Here is a 12,141-nt window from a genome sequence, read left to right on the forward strand (position 1 = left end):
ATTTTGAGGTGGGGGTCTTACTGCCCATTAAAGCGGGATAAAACGGGAGAGGATTTTCATTTGAGAATCCTCTCTTTTCTTATTGTATACTTAATGTAAATACTTTATTTAAGAAAGAGGGCATTATAAGTGGCAGCAAATCTAGAAAAATTAACTGAGACGCTAATTTCTATTCGTCGGAATTTACATGAGCATCCAGAATTATCATACGAAGAGTTTAAAACGACGAAAGCTATAAAGAATTGGTTAGAAGAGAAAAACATTACGATTATAAATTCAAGTTTAGAAACAGGTGTTATTGCTGAAATTTCTGGGAATCATAGCGGGCCAATTATAGCAATTCGTGCTGATATTGATGCCCTCCCTATTCAAGAAGAAACACATTTACCGTACGCTTCAAAAATTCACGGTAAAATGCATGCTTGTGGGCATGATTTTCATACAGCTGCTATTATTGGTGCCGCTTATTTATTAAAGGAAAAAGAAACTTCTCTTAGTGGAACGGTACGCTTTATATTCCAGCCAGCTGAAGAAAGTAGCGACGGTGCTTGCAAAGTCATTGAAGCTGGGCATTTACATGGCGTACAAGCTATTTTCGGTATGCATAACAAACCTGATTTACCAGTCGGTACAATCGGGATTAAAGATGGTCCACTCATGGCCGGGGTTGATCGATTTGAAATTGAAATTCACGGAGTTGGTACACATGCAGCTGTACCAGATGCTGGGGTAGACCCTATTGTCGCATCTTCTCAAATTGTGATGGCACTCCAAACAATTGTAAGCCGAAATATAAGTTCTTCACATAATGCCGTCGTCAGTGTCACAAACATCCATTCAGGAAATACGTGGAACGTTATTCCTGAAAAAGCTACGCTGGAAGGAACTGTACGTACATTCCAAAATGAAACACGCGAAAAGATTCCAGCACTAATGAAACGTATTATCCAAGGGATTTCTGATGCATTAGGTGTAAAAACAGAATTTCGTTTTTTTGCAGGTCCTCCTGCTGTTCATAACGATGCATCTCTAATAAATTTATCAACCCAAGTTGCCGAAAATATGAATTTAAATATCATCTCTCCTACCCCGTCAATGGCCGGAGAAGATTTTTCTTTTTATCAACAAGAAATACCTGGTTCATTCGTCTTTATGGGAACGAGTGGTACACATGAATGGCATCATCCTGCTTTTACAGTAGACGAGCGAGCGTTACCTATAAGCGCAGAATACTTCGCTTTGCTAGCTGAAAAAGCCCTTAAACAATTTTCATAAAAAAGAGAGCCGTTAAGAAATACTTAACGGCTCTCTTTGATTAAGTTAAATCGCGTTTTAAAAATATGGTATAGGAGATACTTAAAAATACAAATAAGTATAGTAATAACATACATGAAGCAAACGGGAACGTTACTCCATCAATAAAACTGCCATTCTTTGCAATACTGTATAAATCTGTGTTTGCTGGCAATAAATATTTCGCCCAATCATATCTAGTTGCTGCTAGTAATGCGATGTTTCCTGATAAAGCGAGAAATAGTGAGATACCAATCGCACCTCCGCTAGATCTTGTTAGCACAGAAATCATAAATGCAAATGCTGCGTACACAATCGTCGGCAACCACGATAAAATATAATACTTACTAGCTTCTACAAAAATATTTTGTTTTATAATATTTCCACCTTGGAATATAAACTCGCTCCATGCAGGCTGCTGGAATTTATAAATAACAAGCCCACATAAAATGGAAAAAATCATATTAAATATAAACAATAACGCTGCAAATATCACAATTGCTAAAAATTTAGCTGTCAAAATTTTAAAGCGACTCGCTGGTCGTATCGTTAAAAATTTATATGTTCCCCAGCTATATTCATTCGCAAAAATTGTACTTGCATACACGAGGATAAACGGGAGTAATATTGGAAATACGATAAAACCTGTATCTCTCATGAAAGAAAGTGGAGAACTACTTGCCGGTGCTGTACCTGTATCTAAATGCTTCATCTTGAGCTGATATTCCTTTACAAGCTCATCCCCAGATCGTTCTGCTAAAATAGCTTCTTTTTTCATGCCTAGCTTTTTCTCAATTTCTACAGTTCGTTCTGTATAATCCACTTTCCATCCTTTTGTTTCCGGTTCCAAATACTTTACCGTAACCCATCCTAATCCGATTATTAATACTGCAATAACCGCAAATGGAATAATCGTTCGCTTCCGCTTAAATATTTTATACAATTCGTTATACACTAAATTAAACAATATCTTTTCCCCCTGTTAATTCTAAAAATTGCTCTTCTAACGTTTTTCTTTCTTCATATACACGATACACTTGAATGTTTTTCTCAAGCAATGTACGAATAACATTTGGGATTTCTTCATCTTTTACATGAATAAGTAGATCATTACCTTTTATTAAAACATCTCGTTCTAACATTTCTGCTGCTTTATTCGCATCATCTACACGTATACGGATTGTCTCCATCTCTTCACTTTGATTATGCTGAATATTTTGCGTCGCGACATATTCTCCGTGCTGAATAATGATAACTCTATCACACATTAATTCAACTTCTGAAAGCAAGTGACTAGATACAAGTACCGCTTTTCCTTGTTCATGTGCAATTTTCTTTATGTACATTCTCATTTCATGTATTCCACTAGGGTCTAATCCATTTGTTGGTTCATCTAATATTAATACATCTGGATTGTGAATAAGCGCTTGAGCAATTCCTAAACGTTGTCTCATGCCGAGTGAATATGCTTTTACTTTGCGGTCAATTACTTGTCCCATTCCTAACAATTTCACTACTTCATCGATACGTTCTTCTGTCACGTTCCCATTCATTCGTCCGAAATATGTTAAATTTTCATAGCCACTCAAGAAAGGATAAAATTCCGGTGTCTCAATTACTGCTCCAATTTTCGAAGCAGTACTTTCAAATTGCTGTTTTACAGATTGACCATCAATCCAAACTTCGCCCTCTGTCATACGAATCATGCCGACCATCATTCTCATTAAAGTCGTTTTTCCAGCGCCATTTGGTCCGAGCAAACCAACTACTTCACCCTTTTTAACTTCAAAACTAATATTTTCTACAAGTGTCTTTGAACCGATGCGCTTCGTTAACCGCTCGACCTTTACAATTGATTGTTCGTTTGTCATTCTATACAACCTTTCCTTCCCATTCTTTGTCAGGTCTTTACACTGTAACATGATTATTTTTATGTGTAAAATAGAAAAAGGCATGATTCCTCATGCCTTTTCCTTGAAATGAAATGAATTTTTATCTTGTAAACTTTGAACAAATCGAAAACATTGCACCATCGATAATAAGAGAATAACGATCATAATGATACTAACAACTACTATTGCATATATTGTAATCGGTGCACCATTTATCCCTTGTATTCCCGCTATTTTCATAAAGATAATCGTAAATAATTTCAAAAATAACATCCCATTAACTAACCCAAAAACAAACGCTGCTCCATAAATAAATAATTGCTCCTGACATAATACACATAGTACGTCATTTCTCTTCCTATTCTCTGCTACATAAGATTTAATTTCCTCTTTCCTCACGTGCAGAAGAGAGAGCGTTATTTTATATGTAGTAAAAATACATAGAAAAATGAATACAATAAACAGCGTGTAAAAGCAAATTTGAAATAAAAGTGTAGTCCCTAATTCCCCAATAGCTCCTTTATTTAACTGGAGCGATATCATAAAAAACAAAACCATAGTACTCATAGCAATCCACATAAATTGCTTCATCCTTTTGGCAGCAAATGTTCTTATATTTTTTCTCACTAACTGACATAAAGACATATGTTCTTCCCCTACCTTACTTCATAACAAACTCATTCTATACTACTAGTGTATAAAAATATGACATTTTAAACATCGCACCACAACCTGAATTCATTCTAAGTCTTTAGTCCTAGAAAATAAAAACGAATAATGAAACCATAAGAGTGCTAATGCTTGAGGAAAAAACTCTATTGACCGACTATTACAAGAAAACGCACATGTTTACCTCTTTAGCATAGAACTAAAAAAGAACACTAAAGCGGAAATGCAATACTATTGCATTTCTGCTTTAGTGTTTAATGAGGTGTACTTTTTAATAACTTAATTAATCTCATCCTCTACTTCAATTCTTTTCTTCTCTCTTGCAATTTTCAAAAACTCTAAAAGCTCTGGGTTAGTATTCATTTTCTTGTAAGCTACTGACATTTCTGCAACAAAATTAGAATCACATAATTCTTTATATACGACTTCTGTTTTATACAATTTATTTGCTGATACAGGTATTACCGTAATTCCGATTCCTGCCGCCACAAGCCCCATAACTGTTTGATATTCTGTTGCTTCTTGTACGATACGTGGACTAAACCCAACTTCACGGCAAAGTGATAAAATTGTATCATACAATGCTGGCCATACCGGTCTCGTAATAAATACAAACGGTTCATCTCTTAAATCTTCAATATGTATTTCTTCCTTTTCCGCAAGTGGATGTGCCTTCGGTAAACATAACGTACAAGAAAGCTTTTGAATTGGTTCTAATTCTAGTAATTGTGTTGGAATTGGTGGACGTAAAAAGCCAATATCAATACGATTATCGTGAAGCGCATGCACTTGATCTGGTGTCGACAGTTCATGTAGTGCAACAGACACTCTCGGAAATTTCTTTCTATACTCCCTTACGATAGATGGTAAAATATCATATATCGCCGCACCTACAAAACCAATTGAAAGCGAGCCCACTTCCCCCCTTTGAGCACTTTGTGCAATCTCTACTGCTTTTTCAATTTGTTCAAACGCTTTTTTTACTTCTGTTAAAAACATTTCTCCTGCTTCTGTTAATTCAACCTTTCTCTTCGTTCTTGAAAATAACAGAACTCCCATTTCTTTTTCTAATTGCTGAATTTGTTGACTAAGCGGCGGTTGTGTCATTTGCAAACGAGCAGCTGCTCGTCCAAAGTGTAACTCCTCTGCCACTACAACAAAATATTGCAAATGCCGTAATTCCATTTTGGACACCCTTTTCACTTTCGATTAATATATCTAATATATTAATAACATATAATTTATATATTAGACAAACTTTTTGAATGAACGTATAGTAGAAATTGTTAATTCTTTTTTACAATTTTTATGTAAAAAAAGAAAGAGGTGATTACTGTATGAAATGGTGGAAATTAAGCGGACAAATCTTATTATTATTTTGTTTCGCTTGGACAGGTGAATGGATTGCAAAACAGGCACACCTCCCAGTTCCAGGAAGTATAATCGGTATTTTTTTATTATTAATTTCATTAAAATTTAACCTGGTGAAAAAAGAGTGGATACAGGACGGAGCAGACTTTTTATTAAAAGAACTTATTTTATTCTTCATTCCTTCTGCGGTCGCTGTTATACGCTACAAAGATACACTATCACAATATGGAATCGATCTCATTTTAATTATTATGATTAGTACACTTTGTGTCACTCTCGTTACAGGACTTTTAACAGAATTGCTACTAAAGCGGAAAGGATCCGTGCAATGATTGGCTTTCTTTGTTTATTATTAACACTATTCACATATTGGATATCGAAGAAAATGTATAAACGCTGGAATTGGAGCTTACTTTCTCCTCTTCTCGTCTGTCCTATTATTTTAATTGCTTTATTACTCGGACTAGACACACCTTATGAAACATACGAAACAGGTGGTCAATGGTTAACAGAATTATTAAAACCTGCAACAGTTGCTTTTGCATGGCCAATCTATAAATACTTTGATTTACTCAAGAAACACGGAATGGCTATTTTACTTAATGTCATTGTCGGTTCTTTTTTATCAGTTATTACTTCCGCACTACTAGCGAATTATTTTCAAATTGATTCATCGTTAGAACATAGTTTAGCGCCTCATATTGTAACGACACCAATCGCAATGGCTATTTCAGAAATGATTGGTGGTATGTCACAATTAACAGCTGTATTCGTTGTTTTAACCGCGTTGACAGGAGCGTTACTCGGACCTTCTCTCATACGTATATGCCGTATTAAAACAGCAATTGCTAAAGGTATTATGTTAGGCACAAGCGCGAATGGAACTGGCACATCAAAAGCATTCGAAATCGGCCCTGTAGAAGGAACGATTGCAAGTTTATCTATGCTTTTAACAGCAGGAGCTAGTTTAGTTATCGTTCCGCTTTTTTTATCGTGGATACATTAAAAAGCAAGTGTTTAAACACTCGCTTTTTTATTTATATATTTATTTAAAATCTCATAATCCTCAGGGAAAGATAGCGTTAATTTCTTCATTTCATCTATCCTCTTCCAAGCAATTTCATGTATTAACTCATCTGGATCTTGGATTTTCATACTACCGCCTATTTTTTTAACGACATAATAATGAACGTATACAGGAACCCCGTATGTAATACCTTCTTTTTCGTATATTTTACTTACAACTTCCACATTGTAACCTGTTTCTTCCCAAACTTCTCGAATACAACATTCTTCTAGTGTTTCTCCATTTTCAAGCCCGCCGCTTGGAACAGACCACCTTTTTTCTTCCCCCTTTGGTCCTTGTAACACCATTAGAATTTCATTTTTTTCGTTTACACATACCGCTGCACAACCTATCCATCTTTCCATATACATCCCTCCCCTATTACTATTCGTTTCCTTTTTTATTTTCTCCTTGAAAAAAGAGGAAAATAGTAAAACATTGACGAAAGATTACATCAACTTCATAGACAATCCCTTCTTAGAAATTAAAAATGGAAGGATGAAAATATGATTTCTAAATATGTTGTGGAATGTGTCTTTTGTGAAGAAAATCGAAAACCTCGCCAAGCTATCGTAACAGTTCCTGCCACTACTCAGCTACTAGCCATTGAAAAAGTGCGTGCGGAATGTAAACGTCGTTTTGGAAAAGCTTTATTATTGCAAACAGAAATTAAAGAAGAAATAACTTTTGAACAAAAAGAAAGCCGACCATGAATTGGTCAGCTTTCTTCTCCGATCATATTTTCACATGAAGATTAGGGGCATCCTCTTTAAGGATCGGGATTTTTCCATTATGTACGTTCCATAATGGTCATCGAACAATATATTTCTATGCAATTAATTATTGAATAGAATAGGGCAAAACTTGTTCGCATTTTTAGAAAAGGGATAGGGATATAATTCAAGTAGTACTTCGAATACTCGAACTTTACACTCATTATATTAAAGCAAATCCTTTTATATGGGAAATATGAATTACTTACATAATTCATTCGTAAAACATATTAGTTTGCTATATTATTTTATTCCATCAATAACATACATCCAGCTAGAACTGGTGTCATAATCATTGAAAACTTCAAAAGCATACGTGGTGCATAATTTGTAAACTTTGCCCCAATATACGCTCCTAACATCGTCCCAATTAATACTTGCAATAATAATATATGATCTAGGTAACCTTCTGAACTATATCCTATCCCCCCTCCAATCGCAAACGGCAATATAACAAGCATTGTTGTTCCTACAGATTGCTGAATCGTTAATCCTAATAGAACCATTAATCCAAGTTGAATAAATGGTGCAGAACCAATCCCGAATGAACCAGCCATCATTCCAGTGACTAATCCAAGACATATACATTTCATTATGTGCTCTTTCGAAAAATCTTTAATCTCTGCTAAAAGTAACTCTTCCCTATTTTGAAACTTAATTAATTTAATAAACATAAAAATTGCAGATAAAAATAACATCCCAGCTGTAAACCAATGAAGAAGATGTCCTGGTATAAGTGAACCAATTTTTGAACCGATATAAGAACCAAGCGCTCCACATCCCCCAACAATCCCGCCTATAGTAAGTACTACATTTCCTTCACGATAATGACTTATAACCCCAGATAATGTCGTAAATGCCATAGCAGTTAAAGACGTTGCAAGCGCAACGTGAATAGGAATATGGAATACTAAAGTGAGTATCGCGATAATAAACCCAGCTCCCCCAGCTCCAACAAACCCTAATAAAATCCCCATTACTAACATCGTTATAATAATTGCCACATACTCTCCCTCCAGTAAAGCAATTATCCACCATATTCTTTCTTCTACACAAATAAAAAGCATCCGTCTAGGATACTTTTTATTTCAATACTATGTACTTAATCTTGATTAATTAAAATAACCGCGGGGCCAGCAACTACTACTCCAGCTACTTCTATCTTTTCAAATTCCTTTACTGTAATAGATATAACGCCTTCTCTTTCCATCAATTCTTTACTCAGGACATCAGTCGGTATAGCTTTCACCGTCTTACCTCCTTTTCATTTATACAATATGATAAAGTGAAACTTTAACCAGTATGGGTTTTTCAATCAGGCTGCTCGCAAATAGCTCGTTAAAAACAATCCAACGCATCTATATATATGCATCACCTCCGCTTTCATTCCTTATTCCACTCAAAAACCTCCGCTCCCTTCCATAACATATTGAAAAATAAAAAAGCACTCGCAAAAGCGAATGCATTTTCATTATTTACTTTCTATTACTTTTAACATTCTATTAATAAATGCTGCCGATTCCCCACGCGTCGCTGAACCTTTCGGCATAAATTCATTATTTTCATTTCCTTTTACAATACCTAATCCATAAACACGTTGTACAGCTTGTTTATCATATGCTAAATCTTGATCCGAGAACGGCAGTGGAACTAAGTTACCTTTAATTTTTTTATATTGCAATGCACGGTCAATCATGATAACAGCTTCATCTCGTTTAATCGTATCATTTGGGGCAAATATACCATTTCCCCTACCACTTATTATTCCGGCACTTGCTGCTCGATTAATACCATCAATTAACGAAGGGTGTGCTGTATTTAAGTCATTAAAATCCGATGAGCCCTCAGGTAACTCCAATGATCTTGATATTAAATTTGCAAATTCACCACGTGTTACGAGACGCTCTGGCCAATAAGAACCTTTTCCATCTCCAACCATAATACCTCGTTTATCTAATTCACGAATATCTGCTTCGTACCAACCACCTGTTATATCATCCTTATGGTTCGCATCATAATAAGCTTTTGTTCCTTGTAAGAATGGTTCCCAGCCATTATTTTTAATCATAATGGCTGGACAAATCTTCCCACTCCAAAATTGATGTTTTTTCACATTTTCTAAAGGAATATTTAATTCCCCCATTAAATAAGCTGCTAGTTTACGAGCATTTTCAACAGCTTTATTATAATCACCATCTTCGTTTACAGCAATTTCAATCGCAATGGATTCTCGATTTCCAGTTCCTTCTGCTCCATCTCCAGCATGCCAAGCATTTTCGTTTAATGGAAGATGTTGATAAATCTCTTTATCATCTACCGTAAAATGCCACGACGCTGAACGATCTTCCGTTCCTGTTGCTTGGTTATATAAATATATTGCATGGTTTCTAGCATTTGCCCCAACACTATAATTATCGGTCTCATGAATCGTAATATACTTCGGCTTCATCGCATAACCTGGACGAATATTTTCATTTCCTTTCGGTACAATCATTTCTTTTAAAGGTACACCATAAATATCCGTTGTCTTCTCTTCTATTGGCGCGGCATACATAGCTGCTGCACGTTTTGTACGTGTTGGCGTTGTATCCTGAATAAGCGAAGCTTTTGTTCCTTCAAATTTTGCTGAAGGTGAATGAATCCATTTTATCTCATTATTTATTTTAACTTGGAACCATTCTCCAGCCTGTCCAATTGCTTGAATAGTTTTTGGCTCTAGTACATTTTCTTCTTTATATGAAGTAAATGGTTCAGAGTAAGTAGAAGTTACTTCATTAATAACTAACTTTTCACTTAATAACGGGTGAATTTCTTTAACCTCTACATTTCCCTCACTATTTTGTATCCATCCCGTTCCCGATGAAGTTTGAACATAGTAAGCGTTTCCTTTTCTCTTCTCAGCTTTTACGACTTGATTCGAAATACGAACCCCTGTCTCTTTTTGAAAATTACTAGAATCATATAAAGGTACTTCTTTCACTATATGTACAAGAAACTCACCTTGCACTTCATTTTTTACTCCTTTATCTTCTCCTCGACCATCTTCCTCTTTCATATGGTTTTCAATACTTTTTAAAGCTTGTTCTTCAGGTGAAACTACAACAGTTTTTTCCAACTCGCTAGCGTAGGAATAATTCGGAATCGCTACCATACTAAATACAATTGATGCAGCTAAAACATTATAAAATCCTTTTTTCATCATACTACTTAACACGCATATCATTAAATTCGTGTTAAACTTCCCCTCCTCAACCAAAATATAGGTTATCTACTAAACTATTAAGCAACATAACCATTTACACTATAACAGACTCATCCCAATTCGTATAGATAGGAATGACTACTATTTGCCTACATTTACTATATTGGAATATGAAAAAGAAGCTATAATATTTAACTTCTTTCTACATTTCTTTAATCGCTATGCACCTTATACTCCACAACTTTACCATCTCTATCAAATTGTAAAACAAGATGTTCACTATCTATAGGAATAAAGCCACGTTCAGTTCCCAGATAGTACGAAGTGATAACCCCGTTGTCTCCATTTCTCGTTTCAGTAGGCGTTCCTAATAATTGTGTAATTTCTTCATTTGATTTTCCTGTTAATTTATATTTTTGTATTAGATCATCTACCATATGTACCCGCTTATCTTCAGCATGTAACCATCGATCTTGGTTAAATATTGAAGTGTATGTATTCATACTTAATTGTGCAGTACATACTACTAACGGAACAAGTGCTACTATTAACACTCCCGATATTTGCTTCTTTTCTTCATTACGATTTTTAGCAACATATAAGATCGACTTTTGAATCATAACTAATAAAACAAATGGCATGACTATTATAAAAACGCTCATTACACTTAATGACGTATGAGCCATACCAATAATAAACATAAAAGCAAGATACATGAGTATATACAAACAAATATAAACATACAAAATACCCCTTAATATAGCACTCAGAAATTCCACCTCTTTTTAATTCATTATATAATTCATCCGGCTAATGATTTCTCGGAGTTTTTCTAACTCTTGCTCTGTATATATTACTTTCCCTGTTAAGATTTCATTTCTGAAGAATGTTACAATTTGCTCTCTATCTCTTAATCTCGGCGTTTTTTCTTCAGAAAGATCTAGCACTTCTTTCCCACTTTCATTATAAAAATATACAATCGGTTTTACGTTTTCCTTTACAATATCAACTTGCATTTCTTTCAAACAATTGTATAGAATATGAGATAGTTTCTTCGCTCTATATACTGGGTTCCCTTCATTTTTCACTTGTATCGTTAATGAATCTTCACCTGTAATATATTCAAACGTCTCTTCTTTCTCTACTTCTTGTTGATACTTGCCAATTTCATCAATCATAAATGAATATATACTAGCATTTTCTTTCGTTAAACCATGAATTAATTTCCCTGTCCATTCTTTCGTCTCAAGTACATACATACCCGTTTTACTTAAAACAAGATGATGAATTCGAAAATCATTTCCACCTTGCTGATTTCTAATAAAAACATTCGGCATAATATGAAATTCATGATCTTGTATTATGCCTTGCTCTACGAAACCACGCTTCATATATTGTAATGTTTCGTGTGTACTCACTTCAGCTCCACTTTTCGTATACTCTCGTAAATCTGCAATTAACTTTTGAAACATATGTATTTCATTACTATGTTTTTCTTGCATTTCACTGCGTTCTTTACTATGTTGCACAGCTAATTGATTTTTCATCATACGCATATTTTCAAGTTCTCTAGCTGCACTTATTTGTAAATCATTGTATTTCTTCTGTTCCATACTTTTCAATGTATTTTGTTGTTCTTTATGTTCTGTAACCGTAGCTGCAATTTCATTTTCGTACGTTTCAATTGCTTGTTTCTTTTCAAATTCCGCTTGCTGACTCTCTGATTCTAGCTGTTTATTTTTATAAAACAGCACGAATACCGCAGCTAATAATAATAAAATTACACCTATTAGCACATAATCCATATATTTTTCTCCTTTATTTCATTCCTTACTATTTTTCATTCACATTTCTACTACATTATACTATGTTATT

The 12,141-nt window shown here is 34.7% G+C and carries 14 protein-coding genes and 1 pseudogene; 5 read left to right on the forward strand and 10 right to left on the reverse strand.

Going from position 1 to position 12,141, the window contains the following annotated elements:
- Positions 1 to 129: 129 nt before the first annotated feature.
- The gene (locus COL05_RS27170; RefSeq protein ID WP_098670853.1) at positions 130 to 1,275 is read left to right on the forward strand and encodes a M20 peptidase aminoacylase family protein; all 1,146 of its coding nucleotides are present in this window, start codon (positions 130 to 132) and stop codon (positions 1,273 to 1,275) included.
- A gap of 40 nt (positions 1,276 to 1,315) precedes the next feature.
- Here the strand turns inward: COL05_RS27170 and COL05_RS27175 are convergent, their stop codons facing one another.
- The 3 genes from COL05_RS27175 to COL05_RS27185 all read right to left on the reverse strand — a co-directional run bounded on the left by COL05_RS27175 (position 1,316) and on the right by COL05_RS27185 (position 3,830).
- On the reverse strand, positions 1,316 to 2,260 hold the full coding sequence (locus COL05_RS27175) for an ABC transporter permease (protein ID WP_098670854.1): 945 nt from the start codon (positions 2,258 to 2,260) through the stop codon (positions 1,316 to 1,318).
- Positions 2,253 to 3,164, reverse strand: coding sequence for an ABC transporter ATP-binding protein (locus tag COL05_RS27180; protein WP_142337684.1), 912 nt, complete (start codon positions 3,162 to 3,164; stop codon positions 2,253 to 2,255). Before COL05_RS27180 ends, COL05_RS27175 begins: the two co-directional genes overlap by 8 nt.
- 90 nt (positions 3,165 to 3,254) lie before the next feature.
- Positions 3,255 to 3,830: an FtsX-like permease family protein gene (locus COL05_RS27185; RefSeq protein ID WP_098670856.1), complete on the reverse strand. Its 576-nt coding sequence runs from the start codon at positions 3,828 to 3,830 to the stop codon at positions 3,255 to 3,257.
- 119 nt (positions 3,831 to 3,949) lie between these two features.
- On the opposite strand from COL05_RS27185, the pseudogene COL05_RS32390 reads away from it, so the two are divergent.
- Positions 3,950 to 4,137 (forward strand): annotated as a pseudogene (locus COL05_RS32390) (histidine kinase); the annotation flags it as partial.
- Here COL05_RS32390 and alsR read toward each other — a convergent pair.
- Positions 4,134 to 5,039, reverse strand: coding sequence for an acetoin biosynthesis transcriptional regulator AlsR (gene alsR / locus COL05_RS27195; RefSeq protein WP_098670857.1), 906 nt, complete (start codon positions 5,037 to 5,039; stop codon positions 4,134 to 4,136). The pseudogene COL05_RS32390 and the gene alsR sit on opposite strands and share 4 nt — an antisense overlap.
- Before the next feature lie 152 nt (positions 5,040 to 5,191).
- Between alsR and COL05_RS27200 the strand changes: the two genes are divergently transcribed.
- Both COL05_RS27200 and COL05_RS27205 read left to right on the forward strand, forming a co-directional pair.
- Positions 5,192 to 5,557 carry a CidA/LrgA family holin-like protein gene (locus COL05_RS27200; protein ID WP_000872364.1) on the forward strand — a complete coding sequence of 122 codons (366 nt, stop codon included), beginning with the start codon at positions 5,192 to 5,194 and terminating at the stop codon, positions 5,555 to 5,557.
- Positions 5,554 to 6,231 carry an LrgB family protein gene (locus COL05_RS27205; RefSeq protein ID WP_078417389.1) on the forward strand — a complete coding sequence of 226 codons (678 nt, stop codon included), beginning with the start codon at positions 5,554 to 5,556 and terminating at the stop codon, positions 6,229 to 6,231. The genes COL05_RS27200 and COL05_RS27205 overlap by 4 nt, the downstream gene beginning before the upstream one ends.
- Before the next feature lie 11 nt (positions 6,232 to 6,242).
- Here the strand turns inward: COL05_RS27205 and COL05_RS27210 are convergent, their stop codons facing one another.
- Positions 6,243 to 6,656, reverse strand: a complete 414-nt coding sequence (locus COL05_RS27210; protein ID WP_098670858.1) for an NUDIX hydrolase — start codon at positions 6,654 to 6,656, stop codon at positions 6,243 to 6,245.
- Between the two features lie 141 nt (positions 6,657 to 6,797).
- Here COL05_RS27210 and COL05_RS27215 point away from each other — a divergent pair, with 141 nt between their 5' ends.
- The gene (locus COL05_RS27215; protein ID WP_000624203.1) at positions 6,798 to 7,004 is read left to right on the forward strand and encodes a DUF3903 domain-containing protein; all 207 of its coding nucleotides are present in this window, start codon (positions 6,798 to 6,800) and stop codon (positions 7,002 to 7,004) included.
- Between the two features lie 308 nt (positions 7,005 to 7,312).
- Here COL05_RS27215 and COL05_RS27220 read toward each other — a convergent pair whose 3' ends face one another.
- From COL05_RS27220 to COL05_RS27240, 5 genes are all read right to left on the reverse strand, one after another.
- Positions 7,313 to 8,068: a sulfite exporter TauE/SafE family protein gene (locus tag COL05_RS27220; protein WP_098670859.1), complete on the reverse strand. Its 756-nt coding sequence runs from the start codon at positions 8,066 to 8,068 to the stop codon at positions 7,313 to 7,315.
- Positions 8,069 to 8,166: 98 nt separating this feature from the next.
- Positions 8,167 to 8,313, reverse strand: coding sequence for a BC1881 family protein (locus COL05_RS27225; protein ID WP_000644411.1), 147 nt, complete (start codon positions 8,311 to 8,313; stop codon positions 8,167 to 8,169).
- Positions 8,314 to 8,535: 222 nt separating this feature from the next.
- On the reverse strand, positions 8,536 to 10,263 hold the full coding sequence (locus COL05_RS27230; protein WP_098670873.1) for an S-layer homology domain-containing protein: 1,728 nt from the start codon (positions 10,261 to 10,263) through the stop codon (positions 8,536 to 8,538).
- Between the two features lie 215 nt (positions 10,264 to 10,478).
- Complete coding sequence (locus COL05_RS27235; RefSeq protein WP_098670860.1) at positions 10,479 to 11,045, reverse strand: hypothetical protein; 567 nt, start codon at positions 11,043 to 11,045, stop codon at positions 10,479 to 10,481.
- A 6-nt stretch (positions 11,046 to 11,051) separates the two neighbouring features.
- Complete coding sequence (locus COL05_RS27240; RefSeq protein WP_098670861.1) at positions 11,052 to 12,071, reverse strand: nuclease-related domain-containing protein; 1,020 nt, start codon at positions 12,069 to 12,071, stop codon at positions 11,052 to 11,054.
- Positions 12,072 to 12,141: the final 70 nt, after the last annotated feature.

Source organism: Bacillus sp. AFS059628 (assembly GCF_002571225.1).
Classification (GTDB): domain Bacteria; phylum Bacillota; class Bacilli; order Bacillales; family Bacillaceae_G; genus Bacillus_A.